The sequence below is a fragment of the Bariatricus sp. HCP28S3_A7 genome (assembly GCF_052066375.1).
Classification (GTDB): Bacteria; Bacillota; Clostridia; order Lachnospirales; family Lachnospiraceae; genus Allocoprococcus.
The window spans coordinates 25,211-46,763 of record NZ_JBQHSG010000017.1; the positions used below are offsets into that span (position 1 = coordinate 25,211).

Sequence of the window (21,553 nt, forward strand, 5' to 3'; positions counted from 1 at the left end):
ATGGCAAATAAATTATATGTAATGGAACTTCTGACGGAGGAAGTGGCAAAGGATGTTGCTGCCAATCCGCAGGAATGGATGCGGTTTCTAAATACTGCATCCAGGCTGTACCGGTACACTTTTCCGGAACAGCTCTTGATCTATGCACAGCGTCCGGGAGCAACAGCCGTGGCATCCATGGAAATCTGGAACCAGAAGATGTACCGATGGATTAAAAAGGGTTCTAAAGGAATTGCCCTGATAGATAACACATCCGGACCAAAAACGAAACTCCGATATGTTTTTGATGTGCAGGATACTTATAAGGTAAAAAATCTGGGCAGAGATCCGCAGTTATGGAATCTTAATCCAGAAGGAGAACAACTGGTGGCAGATTATCTGCAGGAGCGGCTGGCACTGGAAGCAACAGAGGGAGGATTAGCAGAGGTTCTTCACCAGGCGGCAGAAGAAAGTGTGCAGGCCTGGTTGCCGGATGCTTTCGACGAACTGCAAATGGATGTAGCCGGCACTTTTCTGGAAGATCTGGATGAACAGAATCAGAAAGTGGAGTTCCGGGAACTGATGACAAACAGTGTCTGGTATGTGTTACTGAACCGATGCGGACTGGATGTGCAGGAATATCTTGATGCAGAGGATTTTCGTCATATTACAGATTTTAACCAGTTAAAGGTTATTGGACACCTTGGAAGTTCTGTGAATGAGATCAGCAGACCGGTATTGATGCAGATTGGACGATATGTGTTGAATGACTTGGAAAAAGATCTGAAAACGGTTGCAAAAGAAAAAGAAGTAGCTTATAATGAATTTAACACGTTAATTCGTGAAAGCAAAACAAGGAACACAGAAGATAGAGGAGAAAATAAGGAGGAAACAGAGCATGAGAGAGATCACTTACAGCCAGAATGGAGAGTACCAGATTCCGGATATCAGTCTGGAGGAGACGAGAGGAACGATCGGGAAGTACGGATTGATGAGGAAAGAGTATCTGAGAAACCACAAAGTAGCCAGATTCAACATTCTGACCTTACAGAACCGTCTGGACAGTCATCTGATGGAAATCGACAGCCAGGCAAGGCAGAGAGTAGACAACCTGATGTCAGAACTTCTGGAGAAAAACCCGGCACCGGACAAAATGGCAGACGGGATGGCATGGACCAGACACATGAACCAGATCAAAGCACAGGCAGAGGAACTGGTAATTCAGGAGATTATTTACAATTAAGTCTGTTCCCGACAGAAGAGGAACAGTTAGGAGAAATAAGGAAAGCGGTAGCTGCATTAGAACAGCCAGCCGCTTTTCTTATTTCTGATGAAGTAGTAGATGATATTCTCCGCACGGGAAGTGGACAGAAAAATACACTGTTTCATATTACGGCAAGACTGATTGAAGGTCTGGATAATGAAGAAATGCAGAACTTCCTGAAGGAGGAATATGAAACAGGTGGAAAAGGATTTACCATAGATGGACAGAAAATCAGTATCTGGTATGACAATGATGGTATCCGTATCCGACGGGGAGATTCCGCCAGAAGAAACTTTGATCGCATGGTTACGTGGGAAGAAGCGGCGGACAGAATCCGGGATATGTATGAGGATAGAAGTTACGTGGATAATCTGATTTCCAATAACGCCATTGAACAGGAGCAGGAAGAAATGACCAATCTTCTTGCACTCCATTTTCGGGATACCAGCAGAAACCGGGAGGAGCAGCAATCATATTCGGATTGGCAGGATGTCGTGCGGGAAGCTTGGACAGATTCAGCGGAAGCAGATGCAATTGCCCATCGCTTTGAATGGCTGCAGAAAGATATGGATGAGAATCCAGAAGATTATCGCAGGTGGGAGATTCAGCATAATCCGGAATATTTCCAGCGTTTTCAGGATCTCCAGAGGGAGCGTTCCTGGGTAGACCAGAAATTTACGGTCGAACGTCCGGCCCTTTCCTTTATCACACAGGATGAGATAGATGCAGTCCTTAGAAGAGGCGGGATCACTGCCGGAGGACGGAATCGGATCTATGAGTATTTCATGGAACATCACGATATAAAGGATGCAGCTGAGTTTCTGAAAAATGAGTATGGTACAGGTGGAGCAGCACCTGGGATACCGGGAGCGTATGAATCCGATGCTTCCCATGATGCGAAAGGATTAAAACTTGCGAAAGGGAAGATTGGCAGTCCAGATGTAGAAGTTCTATTAAAGTGGAATAAGGTTGCAGAACGTGTCCGTCAGCTGATTCGCACCGATGATTTCTTATCACCGGAAGAACTGGAAAAGTATGAAGAACGGCAGGAAGCACAGAGACAGGCGGATCTGGAAGGAGCTCAGCAGGCTTTGGAAGTGGAGCAGGAAGGCTCTGATCAGCAGGAAATACGAGAGGAAAATCAGGAACCGTCGGAAGTTGAGACACAACCGGAAGCAGTAGAAGATGCAGAAAAAAAGGAAGATATAACACCAGAACAGTCTGATATTCCAGCAACAAACTTCCATATCACAGATGATGAACTGGGACAGGGAACACCAAAGGAAAAGTTCCGTGCTAATATCATGGCAATCCAGCTTTTAAAGAAATGCGAGGAAGAAAACCGCAATGCCACACCAGACGAACAGGAGATTTTATCCCGATATGTAGGCTGGGGAGGTCTTGCTGATGCTTTCGATGAAACAAAATCCGCATGGGAGACGGAATATCTGGAATTAAAGACAGTCCTTACACCGGAAGAATATGCAGCAGCCAGAGCTTCTACCTTAAATGCCCATTACACACAGCCAATCGTGATTGAAAGTATGTATCAGGCGTTGGAAAATCTGGGATTTACAAAAGGAAATATCCTGGAGCCATCCATGGGTGTTGGTAACTTCTTTGGAATGCTTCCTGAGAAGCTGAACCAGTCAAAACTCTATGGTGTGGAACTGGACAGTATCAGCGGTAGAATTGCAAAACTGCTTTACCCAGATGCCAATATCCAGATTAAAGGTTTTGAGAAGACAGATTATCCGAATGATTTCTTCGATGTGGCAATCGGAAATGTGCCATTTGGAGCTTATAAAGTGAATGACAGGCAATATGACCGCTATAATTTTATGATTCACGATTATTTTCTGGCAAAGACAATCGACCAGTTGCGTCCGGGTGGTGTGGCAGCTTTGATCACAACAAAAGGAACCATGGATAAAGCATCACCGGAAGTCCGAAAGTATCTGGCAGAACGTGCCGATCTCCTTGGAGCCATCCGCCTGCCGAACACAGCATTCAAAGCAAATGCAGGAACGGAAGTCAGTGCAGATATTTTATTCTTCCAGAAGCGTGACAGCATGACAAAAGAGATGCCGGAGTGGGTGAATCTTGGAAGTGATGCCAATGGAATTACGGTCAATCAGTATTTTGCAGACCATCCGGAAATGATTCTGGGTGAGATGAAAGAGGTATCCGGTCCGTATGGTATGGAAACAACCTGTATGCCGATAGAAGGTGCTGATCTTGAAGTCCAGCTTGCAGAAGCTGTCAGGAATATTCATGGAAATATGGCACCTGCAGTTGATGTGGATGCAGAACTGGATGATGTACCAGAGAGTATCCCGGCAGATCCGAATGTTCGTAATTACAGTTATGCGGTTGTAGATGATCAGGTATATTACCGTGTTAACTCTCTGATGAATCAGGTAAAGATGCCTGCCGCTACTGCAGAACGTGTAAAAGGTATGGTGGAGATCCGAGACACGGTGCGTGAACTGATTGCCATGCAGATGGAAGAATCCGTAACAGATGAAGAAATTCACAAACAGCAGGAGAAATTGAATCAAGTATATGATGCTTACACAGCAAAGTATGGAGTCATCGGAAGTAATGCAAACAAGCGGGCGTTTTCTGATGACGCTTCTTATTGTCTGTTGTGTTCTCTGGAAGACCTGAACGAAGATGGAACATTGAAGCGAAAAGCAGACATGTTTACGAAACGAACCATCAAAAAGGCAGTGGCGGTAACCAGTGTGGAAACTGCGACAGAAGCCTTAGCATTATCATTGAATGAAAGAGCAAAGGTGGATCTGTCCTATATGGCACAGCTGACAGGAAAGACAGAAGAAAAAATCACGGAGGAACTGGTTGGAGTTATATTTAAGAACCCACTGACAGACCAGTGGGAGAGTGGAGATGAGTATTTATCTGGAAATGTCAGGGAGAAGTTAAACACAGCAAGAACCTTTGCAGAGAATCACCCGGAATTCACACCGAATGTCCGTGCATTGGAAGCAGTTCAGCCAAGAGAACTGGAAGCATCTGAAATCGAAGTAAGGATTGGGGCAACCTGGATTGAACCATCGGATTATCAGGACTTTATGAGGGAACTGCTTCATACTCCGTGGTATCTTGCACAGAAGGAGATACAGGTAAAATATTCTGAGGTGAATGGTGAGTGGCGGATTACCGGGAAAAATGCAGACAGTCCAAGAAATGCGTTTGCCTATGCAACGTATGGAACCGAGAGGGCAAATGCTTACCGGATTCTGGAAGATACACTGAATCTGAAAGATGTTCGTATCTATGATAAGAGTGTCAATGAAAATGGGGATGAGATTCGTGTCCTCAATAAAAAAGAAACTATGCTGGCATCACAGAAACAGGATGCCATGAAAGCAGCATTTAAGGATTGGATTTTCAAAGATCAACAGAGACGTGAAAGACTGGTAAGAGTTTATAATGAACGGTTTAACAGTATCCGTCCCCGTGAATACGATGGCAGTCATCTGACTTTCCCAGGAATGAACCCGGAAATTGAACTTCGCCCACATCAGAAAAATGCTGTCGCACATCAGCTTTACGGGGATAATGTGCTTCTGGCTCATGTAGTAGGAGCTGGGAAGACCTACGAGATGGTAGCGGCTGCAATGGAGAGCAAACGTCTGGGATTATCACAAAAGAATCTATTTGTCGTGCCGAACCATCTGACAGAGCAGTGGGGAGCCGAGTCCCTGCAGTTATATCCGGGAGCCAATATCCTGGTGGCAACCAAGAAAGATTTTGAACCGGCGAACCGGAAAAAGTTCTGTGCCAGAATCGCTATGGGAAACTATGATGCGATTATCATCGGTCATTCCCAGTTTGAGCGTATCCCAATCTCTGATGAGAGGCAGGAAGCCATGCTGCGGAAGCAGATTGACGATCTGGAAATCGCAATCCAGAGTGCAAGATATGAGCAGGATGGCGGCCGCTATACGGTAAAGCAGATTGAAAAGACCAGAAAAACGCTGATGACAAGACTGGAGAAGCTGAATCAGAAAGAGAAAAAGGATAATGTAGTTACCTTTGAAGAACTGGGAGTGGATCATCTGTATGTAGACGAGGCACACAGTTATAAAAATGCGTTCCTTTATACAAAAATGAGAAATGTAGCCGGAATTGCCCAGAACGAAGCACAGAAATCAGCAGATATGTTTAATAAATGTCAGTATCTGGATGAGATTACCGGTGGAAAAGGCATTACCTTTGCAACGGGCACACCGATCAGCAACAGCATGACGGAACTTTATGTCATGCAGAGATATCTGCAGAACAGCAAATTACAGAATATGGGCTTGGGATTATTTGATTCCTGGGCATCCACGTTTGGAGAGGTTGTGACCAGCATTGAACTTGCACCGGAAGGAACCGGATACCGAGCAAAATCCAGATTCGCCAGATTCTATAATATCCCGGAACTGATGAATATGTTCAAGGAGATTGCAGATATCAAGACTTCGGATCAGTTGAATCTTCCAGTACCGGAAGCGGAATACGAAACTGTAGTATTGAAACCAACAGAACAGCAGAAAGAAATCGTAGCAAGCCTAGGAGAGCGTGCGGAAGTGGTAAGAAACGGTGGCGTAGATGCTAGTGTAGACAATATGCTGAAAATTACCAATGACGGAAGAAAACTGGCACTGGATCAGCGATTGGTCAATGAACTATTGCCAGACGATCCGGGCAGTAAAGTGTCGGTCTGTGCAGAAAAAAGCTATGAAATCTGGAAAGATACAGTTGTACAGAAATCGGCGCAGATCATTTTTTGTGACTTGAGCACACCGAAAGGCGATGGCAGTTTCAATGTTTACGATGACTTGAAACAGAAGCTGATGGCGAAAGGTGTACCGGAAAAAGAAATTGCATTCATTCATGATGCAAATACCGAAGCAAAGAAGACGGAGCTGTTTGGAAAAGTAAAATCTGGGCAGGTTCGTTTTTTGATTGGTTCAACAGCAAAGATGGGTGCCGGTACCAACGTGCAGGATCGTCTGATTGCTCTGCATCATCTGGATATTGGCTGGAAACCGTCTGATCTGGAGCAGAGGGAAGGACGTATCATCCGGCAGGGAAATCACAATAAAAAGGTTCATATCTTTCGGTATGTGACAGAATCCACCTTCGACAGCTACATGTGGCAGTTGATCGAAAATAAACAGAAGTTCATCTCCCAGATTATGACGAGCAAAGCACCGGTCAGAAGCTGCGAAGATGTGGACGAAGCGGCACTGTCCTATGCAGAGGTTAAGGCACTGGCAACTGGAAATCCGGCAGTAAAAGAAAAGATGGCACTGGACGTGGATGTGGCAAAACTGAAACTTTTAAAAGCCAATCACATGAATAACCAGTACCGTCTGGAAGATGATATTGCAAGAAATTTTCCACAGCAGATTGCAAAATTGACCGAGACTATTGATAGCTACAAAGCGGATATTGCCCATTATCAGGAGCATAAAATCACAGATCCAGAACAGTTTTCCATGGAGATCAGCGGCAAAGTATTTACAGAAAAGAAAGAAGCAGGAGCGGCACTACTGGCAGTCTGCAAGGACATGAAAGCAGTCGATGCAGCAATGGATATCGGAAACTATCAGGGATTCAACATGAGAATCCAGTTCGACAGCTGGAGTAAGGAGTTTATCCTGTCTGTGAAGCATGAATCGGTATCGAAAGTTCATCTGGGAGCAGATGCCCTGGGAAATATCACCCGTATCAATAATCTTCTGGAAAGCTATCCGGAGAAACTGGCAGAAGCGGAGCAACGATTGGAAACGGTACAGGAGCAGCTTACAAATGCCAAAGAGGAAGTTGGAAAGCCATTCACAAAAGAAGAGGAACTGAACCAGAAACTGGAGCGACTGTCAGAACTAAATGCCCTTCTTAATATGGATGAACGGGAAGACACAGAAGCAGAGCAGTCAGAATCGAAAGAGAAAGAAGAACGACCGGCACGTGGTTCTATCCATGAGAAATTGCAGATTTATAAAGAAAAAAGCCAGCGGGAAAGCGAGAATGGCAGGGAAGATAGAAAAAGGGACTTCGGTCTGGAATAAGAAAACAGGAAAGATGGCATAATTTGGTAGAAAGAATGTTCTGCCGGTTATGCCACTTTTGGGAATACAGGAGGAACTTATATGGCGAGAAACATGATAACAGGAATAGAAACGCAGAAAATGCAGGAATATACACAGGAACAAATAGACCGTGCAGAACACATGGGAATAGCAATTCCAGCGGACGTAAAAGAACAGATTTTTGAATATGCAAATCTGGTTGGCGAAGAAGAGAAAGTAAGGACGCTGGTAAGAAATCTGGCAGATGCAGTCAATCGGTCAGATGAAGATAGAGTAGAGGAACTTCTGGATGATGCCCAAATGGATATTCAGGACTTACCAGATCCAACCATAGGCAAGCTGGAACTTCGGGATTATGGATATACAGCAGAGGATATGGTGCCGCTTAGAAAAGCAGCAGCCCTGGATTATCACAGAATGGGTTCTAAAATCTATTGCCTGGGTAGTGATGGCAGCAAGGGAGAGTATGCAAGTAAAGAAATGATACAGGCACATGAAGGGCTGTTTGGCATGGAATCACAGATGTGGGAACGGATAAGGGATCAGGATCTGGATTATGCAGATGAAGATTTTGGAGCATTTCAGGAGCCGATGAATGTGATTGGACAGGAAGAAGCTCTGAAATTATATGATGCCGGAGCAGATATCTATCTGATTACCAATTTTTCATCACCAATCTATGTTACAGAGCGAATGGAGATTGAACGAGGTCCGGAGCATTATCAGATGTCTACAGAAGAACTGGAACGATTCCGCAATTTGGAATGGGAGATGCAGAAATATCCGCAGATTCAGTCTTTGAAAGAGGCAAATCTGCTATTAGGGACAAGACGAACATTCGGTATTTATCAAATAAGAGATGGTTTGCCAGGTGAAAACTATGCGTTTATGAATATGAGCTTCATTGAAAGTCACGGGATGCAGATTAAAAAAGAAGACTATGAACTGGTCTATGTGGGAGAATTATTTGGAAATATGTCGCTAGATGATATATTTGAACGATTCAACATCGACAGACCAGAAGACTTTCGAGGACATTCCCTGTCTGTCAGTGATATCGTAGTTCTGAATGAGGGGGGAAAGGTAACCGCTCATTTTGTAGACAGTATCAGTTTTGAACAGCTAGATTCTTTCCTGAATCTGGAAGAACAGGTTCTTAGTGAACTGGCATATGAGGTAGGAGAACGTTACTTTGCTATTCAGAGAACAGAAGGAGGATATGATTATTCCTTTTACGATGAAGATTTCCGCCTGATGGATGGTGGCGTCTATGAAAATGGTGAAATTTCTATTGAAGAAGCGGCAGAGGAACTTTTGGAAGACGAAGGATGGACTGGAGAACGCATCCGTGGGGATTATGATCAGTTGATGGAAAAGGTAGAAGAAATGGATGAGGTTGTAATGGCAGAGATTCAGAAAAGCCAGGGCGAATATAAGCCATTGGCAAAGGTAGAAGAACTGGAAGAGGCAAATTATAACATGATTGATAATGTCCTCAATAATATGCCACCGAAGAAAGAACCGTATCTGGAATACTTTGCCGCAGAATGTGATGAGTTCCATGATATGGGAGCTTATGAAAAAAGTACCGATGTTAATCAGATTGCTGCGGTTTATGAAAAATATAGGGAGAATCCTGAGAATGCCTATCGAGTATGCAGTATGGGGATTATCTATCGTGATCCGGAAGACAGTTACTATGATGATGCTGAATTTGCAATCGTAAAAGGAAATACAGTACTTGGAAATCTGATGGACGATGTTCGATTTTATGGAGAACTTGCACTGATACGGGAAGGGATTGAGAAAATTCATGATGCATTGCCGGACTATAAGTATGTACCAATGCGGGATGTTCGGGAAGCAATGTATCCAGAGAAGATGACCACAGAACAGTTGGCAGAGGCATTGGATGAGATTGCAGAAGCTTTTGATCCGTATGAGTATCGAGATAATGTGGAGACGGGAGAAAATACGGTACAAGAGGTGATGTTGGATTTGCAGAGTGGCAATACACATTCTTATATTTCTTATCTGAAGGATATTGTAGACGAAGAATGTGACCAGTCTGTGCGTGCAGGTGTATTGATTGAAAGACTGAAAGTCTATGAGCCGGAGTTTCCAAAGAATCTGGAACCAATGGTGTATGTAAACTATTGTGAAGAAAGTGCTCTCATGAATCCAAGATGTCAGAAGTTATCCGAGCTGGATGCAAAAACAGCAGAAATGGATAAAGAATGGTATGCAAAACGTGATTCGAAGACAGAGGAACCTACAAAAATCACAAAGATATATGTGACTGTATATTATGCGGAAAAAGGTGAACAGATGCTGCATCATTTCAAGAAGTCAATAGATATTGGAAATGGACATGGCGGTATTGTGAGTCAGTTGAAGTATGATAATGAAATGAAGCTTACAGATGAGTATTGGATCAATTACCAGAAAGGTAAAGGAAGTGAAGAGTTCCAAAAATATATGGAAGATCTGACAGACATGCAGAATCATGTGCTTCCGTATCTGCAGAGCTTTTGCAATCTGGAAGAAAAAGGTGTGAAAGAGAGACGAGAACAGCAGATAACGGAAAGAAATGAAGGAAGAGCAGATGAGCGGGGAACAAGTACCGAAGCGAATGCAGTGGTCAAGGATGCAGGAAAAGCAGATAGGAAACAGGTACAACAGAAGCAGGCGGTAGTTGGAAAAGATAAGAAATTATCCATTCATGAACGGCTTGAGATTAATAAGAGGATTATTCAAGAAAAGCAGGGAAAAGATAAGCCGGAGAGAGGGGCTGATCGGGGTGTGAGATAAGTATAATATTATAATTCTAATGAAGGATGTAGGGAGTCAATCCCTGCATCCTTTTTTAATGCGTAAATATGGATTGAACGTTATAATGAAAGCAGATTGGAGATGTTTTTCTTCTAACCACATCAATTAGGAAAAGAGTATCTGTAGCAGATAAATTCAAAAGGTTTGTGAATAAATTAAAAAAGATATTCAATATTTGAAAAAAGATATGTGATATTTGTAAATGCGAATTGTACAAGGAGTTTTTTGTGTGATAAAATAATTTTGATATTGATTGCACATTAAACGGAGGAAAAGAGGATGGCAATTAGTTATAATGGATTATGGAAACAGTTAATTGACCACGGAATGAAAAAAGGAGATTTGTGTGCCAAGACTGGTCTTAGCTCCAGTACAATAGCAAAGATGACAAACTGCGAGTCGGTGAAACTATCTGTTTTGGAAAAAATCTGCAAAGAGTTGGATTGTAACTTTGGAGATTTGATTGACTATGTACCAGATAACAAAGAAAAGTAAATTACCTTATGGAGGAAAATGTAAATGGCTACGAGAAGTGCAAAAATAGATCAGAAAGCAGACCTAATATGGGCAATAGCAGATAAGCTTACCGGTGTATATAAACCACATGAATATGGAGATGTTATATTACCACTTACAGTAATCAGACGTTTTGACTGTATTCTCTCAGATACGAAGGATGCGGTATTACAGAAATACGATGAAGTAAAGAATCTTCCAATGAAAGATATTTTACTTCGTAAGGCTTCAAAAAAGGATTTTTACAATACAAGTAAATATACATTTGAAAGACTTATGGATGATCCTGACCACATTGAGGAGAATTTTAGAGAGTATCTGAATAAATTTTCAGCAAATGTGCGGGATATTCTGGAAAAATTTAAGTTTGATGGACACATCACAACGATGGCAAATAAGGGGATTCTGTATATTGTTTTAAAGGAATATACAACAGACAGAGGAAATCTTCATCCGAATGAAATCTCTAACCTTGAAATGGGATATATTTTTGAAGAAATTATAAGAAGATTCTCTGAGTCTCATAATGAAGATGCAGGACAGCATTACACTCCAAGAGAAGTTATCCAACTTATGGTTAATATTCTCTTCTATGATGATAATGACATCCTTTCTGGCAATAATGTGGCAAAGACGATTTATGATCCTGCCTGTGGAACCGGAGGTATGCTTTCTGTAGCAGAGGAATGGAATTGAAATGTCAGTTTACAGGACAGGATACAACAAATGCGATTAATCAGTATAAGTTTGATCGTGCCGGTAAGGATGCGATTTTTGCCTTTAAGGAAAGGGTATTGGTACATTTCGCTGTAGACCTTACCAATGTTTATATGACTACAAGACTTGAGGGCGCACACACTTATTTCCTGCCATTTAATCAGGGAAGTAATGGCGCCGGAAAAGTAGGTGGCAAAGGTAATCCGGTAAATCCAAATGGATATGATACAGCTTATCTTTGGGAAAGAGTACTCTGCAAAGACAGTCTGATGGAAATTTTACAGAAATATATGCACTTGCAGCAGGAGTACGATAAAAATGGAAATCTTGTGAAAGAGACTATGATTTTCCCAAGGTATCATCAGCTTGATGTTGTTACAAAGCTGTTGGAAGATGTAAAAAAGAATGGTTCAGGTAAGAGTTATCTGATCCAGCATAGTGCAGGCTCAGGAAAGTCCAATTCGATTGCATGGCTGGCACACAGACTTACCGGACTCCATGATTATGAAGACAATAAGATTTTCCAGTCAGTAATCATCGTTACTGACAGACGAGTGTTGGACAGTCAGTTACAGTCTACAGTATATCAGTTTGACCATGTGGAAGGTGTGGTTAAGAAAGTAGATAAAAATTCGGGACAGCTTAGAGATGCAATCAATGATGGTGTAGGCATTATTATTACTACATTACAGAAATTCCCGGTAATCTATAAAGAAGTGGATTCTGCAAAAAAAAGATTTGCGATTATTATTGATGAGGCACATTCTTCGCAGACCGGAGATGCAGCGAAAAAGTTAAAAAGAGCATTAGCTGATACTGAAGAAATTCTGAAAGAGTATGCCGAGATGGAAGATCAGCTGGTGATCTTGGAAAGCTTCAGGGACAGTTAAGACCAGAGCTACGCAAAGAACAATGACAGGGCAACATTTATGCTGTTATTTGAAAAGGATTTTCCGAATATGGCAGCAGACAGATATGAGCAGAATGACCAGTTTTTCAGAAAACTGTTTGATGATCCTGATATGATGAGGCAGGTAATGGAGACTGTAGGTTCTGTATTGTATGAGAGATTGAAGAAGAAATATATCTTTGATCCAAAGTCGGGAGTAATTGAAGAGGCGACACCGGAGACTTATGTGGAAGATACATATTTGACGAAGAAATAAGGAAGTGAAAACATGCAGTTAGGATGGATAGATTTTTCAAAAGAAGACAGGCAGAAGGCCTTGGATGTGATTAACCTTCTGAGTGAACAGGGAGCAGTCGATGAACTTGGAATAGGTATAGTTCGTGATGCTTTTGCCAATTATTTTTTCCCTGGGACATCTACCATCCAGACCAGGGCAAAATATTTCCTTATTGTTCCATATGTCTTGAGAGAGGCTGTTGATGGCAGATACGGCAAAGACGTGAATAGGATTCTTAGAGCAATTGATTCTGCTGAAAAAGATTGTGGTATTAGATTGTTGAATGCGGATCCAAAGGCAGAGGGAGTTATCGGAACTCGTGTATTGCCGAAAGGCTGGGTGGCTAGAAAGCCATCCGACATTTACTGGAATGGTATTCGCACCTATGGAATATTTTGTGATCATGGTTTATCTATTTCTGAATATGTTTCATTGGCAACGAAACTTCGAGAAGAGAAGAAGGTTAGCCGATTTGGAAATAGAAATGATGATGCAGAGGAAAATGATAAGGATGATTCTGATGCAGGAGATATCGGCAATATTAGATTCTGGAATCTTCCGATTTATCATGATGACTGGCGAGACAACCTTACAATAGAGTTGACGCAGGAGGAAGCATTCTATCTGGATAAGCAGATTCAGAAGTCAACGAAAGGGTCTCTTTTGGAATATGTATTGAAAAATCGTATTGATTTGAATGAATATGATGATTTTGCTTCTTTAACGGCTGAACTATCGGAAAAAGTAGGTGAAAAGCTGGCATATATGATGAAGCTTGCCTGCGATTTTAATAATCTGGTGTATATGGCGAGAGTAAGATACAATGTCATGCTTTCAGAAGACGAGAATACATACGCAAATGATGAATGGAGCAGGTTGCTTCCGGATATAAGGCATAATGCGACAGTAGATCTGGATGCAGTGTTTGGAGAATTCCAGTTGATCAATCCAAGGGCAAAGAGCTTTCTATGTGGGATACAAGCAGCATTTATTACATTAGATATTGATATGGCTGATGAACTGATTCGCAAGAGGGAACGGAGCCTGAAAGGAGCAGCCAGAGCGAAGTTAAGCAGAACAAAGGAATTTGATCATTCAAAATGGGTAGGCGGTGGAATGCTCGATTACAGATTCTCGAATGCCAGAAGAATTGTGAATGACATCTATGCCGGGGAGGTGAGTGCTGATGTTTAGACCGGATTCAAACCGAGATAGAACGGATTACAGCGGTATTTTGATGCCTCCGGACGGATATAGATTGGACAGAGCAGTAGGCACTACATATTCACTTGACCTGGAAGCACTCACAGCTGTGGCGATATGTCTTGGATTATCTGAAGAAACAGATAGTAAGCTTATGCAAAATCCAATTGGTATGCTGAATGCATTGCAGAAGGTATCAGATAAAATCGTGCTGTTTTGTGAAGCAGGACAGATTAAAGTGCCAACAAAACCGACTGCACTATCTATTTTATTAGAGAAAATGGTAGTAGAGGTCGCACTGCCAAAAGATAGACAGCTTGGTCGATATCCGTCATTTCATCCGAAAACATGGGTATTAGCATATGTAAACGCTGATGGAGATAAAAAATATCGTTTTGTGGTAATGAGCAGAAATCTGACTTTTGACAGGAGCTGGGATATCAGCTTTGCAATGGATAGCAGTAAAAATGTCAGACAGAAGAAAAAGACTCAGCCTATCTGTGATTTTCTGGATTATCTTGTAATGAATGTGCATAATACCAGCAATAATGCCGGAAAGAAAAGAAACCTGATTCGTGGATTATGTGCAGACATTAAGGATGTATCCTTTTCACTTGATAGTAAAATATTTGGAGAGGATTTTGAAGTGCTTCCACTTGGTATTGGAAAAAATGCTTACCGGATGCAGGAGGATATCCTATTCTGCAAGGAAAGAGGAAATGCCAATTCGACATTTAATGAGCTTGTAGTGATGTCTCCGTTTTTATCAGAAAGTGTGATTGCAGATTTTAACCTGACAGACAGGGCATTGTCGGACTGTAAGAGAACACTTGTTACGAGACGTTCTGAGCTTGGAAAACTCAAAGCATCAGATGTAGATAATTTTACCATCTATGCATTAAAGGATGAGATTATAGATGGTGAGGAAGAAATTTCAGATGAACTCGCAGATAAAAAGAAACAGGATATTCATGCAAAAATCTATCTGAGAAGGAAATATTCAGATGTTGACCTGTATCTTGGTTCCATGAATGCTTCCTATTCTGCAATTAATAAAAATGTTGAAATGATGCTGTGGCTTGGTACAAAGAATATGTATCTGAATGGGGATAAATTCTTAGAGGATATATTCTGTGGACCGGTAGGAGATGCAAAGAATCCATTTGAGCAGGTTACAGTAGCGGATGCTGTTTTGGAAACAGAAAGTGACAATAGAAATCTGCTGGAGCAGAAAATTAAGGACTTGTGCCGAGTGAAAAGGCAGGCTGTAATTTCAGAAGATAATGAGAATGCTGGAAAGTACAAGATAGAGGTTGAGTTCAGTGGTATTGAATCTGATAGTGAGGTTACAGTATCACCATTTAATTCAAAGCAGGAGCAGACATTGTCAGAACATATAGAGTTTTCAGAGCTTGAGATCTTGCAGTTATCAGAGTTCTATGAGATTACTGCAAGATCAGGTGATGATACAATTCGCAGAATTATTATGATCCCTACAAGTGGTTTCCCGGATGACAGAGAAAGTGCTGCAGTAAACAGTGTGGTAAAAGATAGGGCATCATTTGTTGAGTACATAGCGTTTGTACTTGGTGATGATTATGTAGCATCTATGCTTGAAGGAAAGCAGATGGGAGAATCCGGCTTTTTTGCCAATTCGAGTGATGCAATGCCGGCACTCTATGAAAAGATGTTAAAGACATCTGTAGAAGGGCCGGAAAGAATAAAAGACATTGGATATGTGCTTAAGATGGTTACAGATAAGGATATTATACCGGATGAATTCCGTGAACTGTATGAGACTTTTTGTAATACTTTGAAAATCAGAAGATAACGAGGTGATGTCATGTCACAATTTAATATAGATGAAATTGAAAAGCGTACCCTTTCCGGTCTGAAGGATTTTCAAAGAGCGACTGTGGAGAGAGTGGATTATCTGTTCCGGCATAATCAGAATCGTGTGCTTGTAGCAGATGAAGTGGGTATGGGAAAAACTCTTATTGCCAGAGGAGCAATTGTAAAGACAGCAAGACTTAGAATCGAAGAGAAAGATGATCTGTTTAAGGTAATTTATATCTGCTCTAATCAGAACATAGCAAATCAGAATATCAGAAAACTTGATGTAACAGGAAAGAATGCCATCGGCTCAGTATCAGATACCAGACTGTCTATGCAGCATTTAAAGATTACTGAGCAGGAAAATGATCCGCAGATAAAGGAAGGTTTTATACAGCTTATCCCACTTACACCGGAAACATCTTTCCGCATGACCACCGGAGGTGGAAGTGTGCAGGAAAGAGCACTTATGTATGCCATTTTAAGGAGAATGCCGGACTTTAAAGGACATGTAACTTCTCTTGAAAAATTTATGATAATGGATGCTGTAAAAGCATGGGATGGATGGGCAAAATGGAACTTTGAAAATCGTGTGGCAGAATGCGAAAAGATGACGAAGGGTGTCTATCCACAAAATGTGATAGAAAAAATCCTTAATTATCAGGAGTATGAAAGTATAAGGGACATGCTGCTTAATCATTTGCATGAAAGAAGATACAATAAACAGCTTACATATTCCAATTACTATGTGATGAATAAGCTTCGTGTGATGTTTGCGAGAATCAGTGTATCTATGCTTGAGCCGGATCTGGTAATCATGGATGAGTTTCAGAGATTTAAGTTTCTTTTGTCATCCGATGACAGTGAGCTTGGTATTCTTGCACACAGTTTCCTTAGTGGACATGATACAAGGGTACTTCTGTTGTCGGCTACACCATATAAATTGTATTCTACCCTTGAAGAGATAGATGAAAATCAGATTGATGAGCATTATGCAGAGTTTTTTCAGGTTATGAACTTTCTTTTTGATGATGAAGTCAAAGACATTAAATTCAAGGAAGTGTGGAAGAATTATTCCCATGCTCTAAGTGAGTTGAAGGCAGGGGACAGTGCAATTATCCGTATGAAGGAGCTGGCAGAAAATGCTATGTATCAGGGAGTCAGCAGGACAGAGCGTATATCTGTCATGGATTCCGGTGATTATACGGATGACAGCAGCGTGAAGCATCATTTGCAGATAGATGAAAATGACATAAACTCCTATATACAGATGTCACGATTGCTGTCAAAAACGGATTCAAATCATTCTTTACCGGTAGATTATGCAAAGAGCTGTCCGTATCTTATGTCCTTTATGAAGAAATATAAGATTAAAGAGCAGATTGAAAAATATTATATAAAACATCCTGATGAATTTGGAAGTGAAAGAGAACAAAGTCTCTTGTGGCTGAATTGCAATAAAATCAATAAATATGATGAACTGCCGAAAACCAATGCAAGGCTTGAGGCACTGAAAGAAAAAGCATTTACCGGCGGTGCAGAAAAATATCTGTGGATTCCTCCATCACTGCCATATTATGAGATGCAGGGAGCATATAAAAACAGCAAAGGCTTTTCAAAAATACTTGTATTTTCTGCATGGGAGATGGTTCCACGAATGATAGGTGCGCTTGTTTCCTATGAGGCGGAAAGACTTACAGTTGGAAAACTGGTACATCAGATAAAGAATCAGGATAAGAAGAATACGGGGTATTTTGCGGAAGGTTCGAGACGATACCCGGTGGCAAGGCTCAGGTTTAATGTTTCAAATGGAGAAGTAAGAGGCATGAGCCTGTTTGCACTGCTTTATCCTTCAAAGACACTTTCTGATATGTATTTACCGATTGAGTCATTGAATAATCATGAATCATTAGAAGTAATAGAGAAATCTGTACGGCTGAAACTGAAAGAGAAGCTTGCGATAATCGAAGAAAAGTATGGTGATTCTGGTAACAATAAGGAAGATGCCAGGTGGTATTATCTTGCACCGATGCTCATGGATGGAGTCATCTATGCAAAGCATTGGATAGAGGATATTGTGTGGGAAATGAATACAGACGAAGAGGATACAACATTTGAGGTCAGAAGCAGTTCAAAGGATAAGAGAAATAAGGGCTTTATTGCTCATATTGATAAGCTAAGAAATTATTTGGATGCCCCGGAGGAGATTCATCTTGGAAGAAAGCCGGAGGATCTTCTGGAAACATTGGTAAATATGGTACTGGGTTCGCCAGCAATATGCATTTATCGTTCTAATGGAAGAAGCACAGCCAGAGCAACATCGCTTGCAAAGGTATTTGTCAATAATTTCAATTTGCCGGAGTCAACAGCTATCATTGATCTTGCTTATGGCAGATGCAGGGATGATAATTCCCACTGGCAGAATGTACTTAAATACTGTAAAGATGGCTGTTTTCAGGCAATGATTGATGAATATATCCATATGCTGAAAGAAACAGCAGGTTTTCAGTCGGATGGAAATCAGTATCAGATCGTGCATGACATGATGATGGATTCATTGAAAATACATACAGCCACCTATATCGCTGATACTTATCCTGATTTCAAAAAGCGTATTAATGGAGCTGACAGGAAGAGTGATGGATGTCGAATAAGGTCGAGTTATGCAGTTGGATTTACAAAGGATGCAGGTGATAATTCCAAGGTAGTCATGCGTAAAGAAAATATCAGAAATGCCTTTAACTCACCAATGCGTCCATTTGTGCTTGCCACAACATCAATCGGACAGGAAGGACTGGATTTTCATAATTACTGCCGAGTGATTATGCACTGGAATCTTCCAAGTAATCCCATAGATGTAGGACGGATTTTGCGGACATTCAAAATAAAAAAGAATGTGGAGGTAACAGACAATGGCAAAATCATTATTTGAGGAACTGGGCGGCAAATACGAAAGGCAAGGGGATTATTTGATACCGTGCTTAACTGTACCCGCCGAAGAAGAACAGGCAATAGGCATCTGGGGGCAACGGCATTTAGATTATCTAAAACAGTACCGTAAAGTTACATACACCAATCTTCTTACAAGCGGCAGGCTAAACGCCTACCTTGCCGACATCAACAGACAGGCACAGGAACGCTTTGAAAGGCTCATAGAGGGTATGAAACAGGCACAGGGCATAACGGAACAGCTAAAGGCAGAAAACGCCTTAGAATGGACAGGATGCCTCAATAACATAAGGGCTTGTGCGAGGGAGATTGTGGAAAAGGAAATTATTTTTGCATAAACAGATGATTAGTGGCAGGGGGAAATCCTGCCGCTTTTTCTGCTTTAGTTTGTCAGCTTGACAAATAAAGGGTTAAGGAATATAATTAGATTCAGTATTATACAAGGAGTTAATAAATATGCGGCAAGGTATTCTTAAATAAACTGTCAATTTGATAGTGGGAACAAAAAGTAGCAGTCCCGTTTCACTTTTAATATGGGGCTTAGTTTTTTGTACCCAGTTTAAGAATACTTTTATCATGTAATTTTATATGCCCGAAAACATATAAGTGTTTTGGGGCTATTGGAGTTATTTACCCAGTGATAGGAGTATTTATCACTGGGTATTTTTATGCCCTTTTTTGGGTGTTGATAGGAGGAAAATCACATGAAAATAATTAACTTAGGCATTCTGGCTCACGTTGACGCAGGAAAGACAACATTAACGGAGAGTTTATTGTATACCAGTGGTGCAATTGCAGAACCAGGGAGCGTAGATAAAGGCACAACAAGGACAGATACAATGAATTTGGAGCGTCAAAGGGGAATCACTATCCAGACAGCAGTGACATCTTTTCAGTGGGAGGATGTAAAAGTCAACATTATAGATACGCCAGGCCATATGGATTTTTTGGCGGAAGTATACCGTTCTTTATCCGTATTAGACGGAGCAGTATTATTAGTTTCTGCAAAGGATGGCATACAGGCACAGACCCGTATACTGTTTCATGCACTACAGACAATGAAGATTCCGACAATTTTTTTCATCAATAAAATTGACCAAGAGGGGATTGATTTGCCAATGGTATATCAAGAAATGAAAGCAAAGCTTTCTTCGGAAATTATAGTGAAGCAAAAGGTTGGGCAGCATCCTCATATAAATGTAACGGACAATGACGATATGGAACAGTGGGATGCGGTAATTATGGGAAACGATGAACTATTAGAGAAATATATGTCAGGGAAACCGTTTAAAATGTCAGAACTGGAACAGGAAGAAAACAGGAGATTCCAAAACGGAACGTTATTTCCCGTTTATCACGGAAGCGCTAAAAACAATCTGGGGATTCGGCAGCTTATAGAAGTGATTGCCAGTAAGTTTTATTCATCAACGCCTGAAGGTCAATCTGAACTATGCGGGCAGGTTTTTAAGATTGAATATTCAGAGAAAAGGCGGCGTTTTGTTTATGTGCGTATATATAGCGGAACATTGCATTTGAGGGATGTTATTAAAATATCTGAAAAAGAGAAAATAAAAATCACAGAGATGTGTGTTCCGACAAACGGTGAATTATGTTCATCCGATACAGCCTGCTCTGGTGATATTGTAATTTTACCAAATGATGTTTTGCAGCTAAACAGTATTTTGGGGAACGAAATGCTGTTGCCGCAGAGAACATTTATTGAAAATCCTCTCCCTATGCTCCAAACAACGATTGCAGCAAAGAAATCTGAACAGCGGGAAATATTGCTTGGGGCACTTACAGAAATTTCAGATGGCGACCCTCTTTTAAAATATTATGTGGATACTACAACGCATGAGATTATACTTTCTTTTTTGGGGAAAGTGCAGATGGAAGTCATTTGTGCCATCCTTGAGGAAAAATATCATGTGGAGGCAGAAATAAAAGAGCCTACTGTTATATATATGGAAAGACCGCTTAGAAAAGCAGAATATACCATCCACATAGAAGTCCCGCCAAATCCTTTCTGGGCTTCTGTCGGGTTGTCCATAGAGCCGCTCCCTATTGGAAGTGGAGTGCAGTATGAAAGCAGAGTTTCACTTGGATATTTAAACCAATCGTTCCAAAATGCGGTTATGGAGGGGGTTCTTTATGGCTGCGAGCAGGGGCTGTATGGATGGAAAGTGACAGACTGTAAAATCTGTTTTGAATATGGATTGTATTATAGTCCTGTAAGTACCCCCGCAGACTTTCGGCTGCTTTCCCCTATCGTATTGGAGCAGGCTTTAAAAAAAGCAGGGACAGAACTATTAGAGCCATATCTCCACTTTGAAATTTATGCACCGCAGGAATATCTCTCACGGGCGTATCATGATGCTCCAAGGTATTGTGCAGATATTGTAAGTACTCAGATAAAGAATGACGAGGTCATTCTGAAAGGAGAAATCCCTGCTAGATGTATTCAAGAATACAGGAACGATTTAACTTATTTCACAAATGGGCAGGGAGTCTGCTTGACAGAGTTAAAAGGATACCAGCCAGCTACTGGTAAACTTATTTGCCAACCCCGCCGCCCGAATAGCCGTATAGATAAGGTTCGGCATATGTTCCACAAGTTAGCCTAACAGCTTGCATAAGTCGTATAAAATGAGATTTGAAAGGATTTGGGCACTTTAGGAGGCCTTTTCTAAAATCACTGTTAGAAAGGGCTGAGAAGCTTGTTTCACAAAACAACCCACTGATTCGTAAAGGAGGATGTAACTTCATGTTTGCTAAAAATTCAAAGGCATATTCTGTCTACCTGCTGTTCCGATTTGTCTCTTCCCTGGCGGTTTCTATGTCCACAGTGCTTTCCATCGTGTACCACCTGGAGGTGGTGCAGCTGGATGCTTTCCAGCTTGTCCTGGTAGGGACGGTTCAGGAGACCGCCTGCTTTCTGTTCGAGATACCCACCGGTGTGGTGT

At 41.4% G+C, this 21,553-nt stretch carries 11 protein-coding genes and 1 pseudogene; all 12 read left to right on the top strand.

Annotated elements, in window-relative coordinates; translation table 11 throughout:
- On the top strand, positions 1-7,332 hold the full coding sequence (locus tag ACTNA4_RS11470; RefSeq protein ID WP_441030140.1) for a DEAD/DEAH box helicase family protein: 7,332 nt from the start codon (positions 1-3) through the stop codon (positions 7,330-7,332).
- An 81-nt stretch (positions 7,333-7,413) separates the two neighbouring features.
- Positions 7,414-10,164: a YodL domain-containing protein gene (locus ACTNA4_RS11475; RefSeq protein ID WP_028086450.1), complete on the top strand. Its 2,751-nt coding sequence runs from the start codon at positions 7,414-7,416 to the stop codon at positions 10,162-10,164.
- Positions 10,165-10,464: 300 nt separating this feature from the next.
- Entirely contained in the window at positions 10,465-10,680 is a 216-nt protein-coding gene (locus ACTNA4_RS11480) for a helix-turn-helix domain-containing protein (RefSeq protein WP_028086451.1), read from the top strand.
- A 24-nt stretch (positions 10,681-10,704) separates the two neighbouring features.
- The gene (locus ACTNA4_RS11485; protein WP_044924460.1) at positions 10,705-11,397 is read left to right on the top strand and encodes a type I restriction-modification system subunit M; all 693 of its coding nucleotides are present in this window, start codon (positions 10,705-10,707) and stop codon (positions 11,395-11,397) included.
- The gene (locus ACTNA4_RS11490) at positions 11,388-12,308 is read left to right on the top strand and encodes a DEAD/DEAH box helicase family protein (RefSeq protein WP_028086452.1); all 921 of its coding nucleotides are present in this window, start codon (positions 11,388-11,390) and stop codon (positions 12,306-12,308) included. The genes ACTNA4_RS11485 and ACTNA4_RS11490 overlap by 10 nt, the downstream gene beginning before the upstream one ends.
- A 69-nt stretch (positions 12,309-12,377) precedes the next feature.
- Positions 12,378-12,584: a hypothetical protein gene (locus ACTNA4_RS11495; protein ID WP_155242916.1), complete on the top strand. Its 207-nt coding sequence runs from the start codon at positions 12,378-12,380 to the stop codon at positions 12,582-12,584.
- Between the two features lie 12 nt (positions 12,585-12,596).
- Complete coding sequence (locus ACTNA4_RS11500; protein WP_441030144.1) at positions 12,597-13,799, top strand: DUF6361 family protein; 1,203 nt, start codon at positions 12,597-12,599, stop codon at positions 13,797-13,799.
- A complete protein-coding gene (locus ACTNA4_RS11505) occupies positions 13,792-15,639 on the top strand; it encodes a phospholipase D family protein (RefSeq protein ID WP_073106981.1) in 1,848 nt (615 codons plus the stop codon). Before ACTNA4_RS11500 ends, ACTNA4_RS11505 begins: the two co-directional genes overlap by 8 nt.
- Before the next feature lie 12 nt (positions 15,640-15,651).
- Complete coding sequence (locus ACTNA4_RS11510) at positions 15,652-18,573, top strand: hypothetical protein (RefSeq protein WP_441030146.1); 2,922 nt, start codon at positions 15,652-15,654, stop codon at positions 18,571-18,573.
- Entirely contained in the window at positions 18,554-18,928 is a 375-nt protein-coding gene (locus ACTNA4_RS11515) for a TnpV protein (RefSeq protein WP_001129922.1), read from the top strand. The genes ACTNA4_RS11510 and ACTNA4_RS11515 overlap by 20 nt, the downstream gene beginning before the upstream one ends.
- A 366-nt stretch (positions 18,929-19,294) precedes the next feature.
- On the top strand, positions 19,295-21,214 hold the full coding sequence (tet(O), locus tag ACTNA4_RS11520; protein ID WP_008399617.1) for a tetracycline resistance ribosomal protection protein Tet(O): 1,920 nt from the start codon (positions 19,295-19,297) through the stop codon (positions 21,212-21,214).
- 140 nt (positions 21,215-21,354) lie between these two features.
- Positions 21,355-21,553: pseudogene (locus ACTNA4_RS11525) on the top strand (MFS transporter); the annotation flags it as partial.

Excerpts from the sequence above, each read along its gene's own strand:
- ACTNA4_RS11470 (WP_441030140.1), top strand. The coding sequence starts at position 1 with ATGGCAAATAAATTATATGTAATGGAACTTCTGACGGAGGAAGTGGCA.
- ACTNA4_RS11475 (WP_028086450.1), top strand. The coding sequence starts at position 7,414 with ATGGCGAGAAACATGATAACAGGAATAGAAACGCAGAAAATGCAGGAA.
- ACTNA4_RS11480 (WP_028086451.1), top strand. The coding sequence starts at position 10,465 with ATGGCAATTAGTTATAATGGATTATGGAAACAGTTAATTGACCACGGA.
- ACTNA4_RS11485 (WP_044924460.1), top strand. The coding sequence starts at position 10,705 with ATGGCTACGAGAAGTGCAAAAATAGATCAGAAAGCAGACCTAATATGG.
- ACTNA4_RS11490 (WP_028086452.1), top strand. The coding sequence starts at position 11,388 with ATGGAATTGAAATGTCAGTTTACAGGACAGGATACAACAAATGCGATT.
- ACTNA4_RS11495 (WP_155242916.1), top strand. The coding sequence starts at position 12,378 with ATGGCAGCAGACAGATATGAGCAGAATGACCAGTTTTTCAGAAAACTG.
- ACTNA4_RS11500 (WP_441030144.1), top strand. The coding sequence starts at position 12,597 with ATGCAGTTAGGATGGATAGATTTTTCAAAAGAAGACAGGCAGAAGGCC.
- ACTNA4_RS11505 (WP_073106981.1), top strand. The coding sequence starts at position 13,792 with ATGTTTAGACCGGATTCAAACCGAGATAGAACGGATTACAGCGGTATT.
- ACTNA4_RS11510 (WP_441030146.1), top strand. The coding sequence starts at position 15,652 with ATGTCACAATTTAATATAGATGAAATTGAAAAGCGTACCCTTTCCGGT.
- ACTNA4_RS11515 (WP_001129922.1), top strand. The coding sequence starts at position 18,554 with ATGGCAAAATCATTATTTGAGGAACTGGGCGGCAAATACGAAAGGCAA.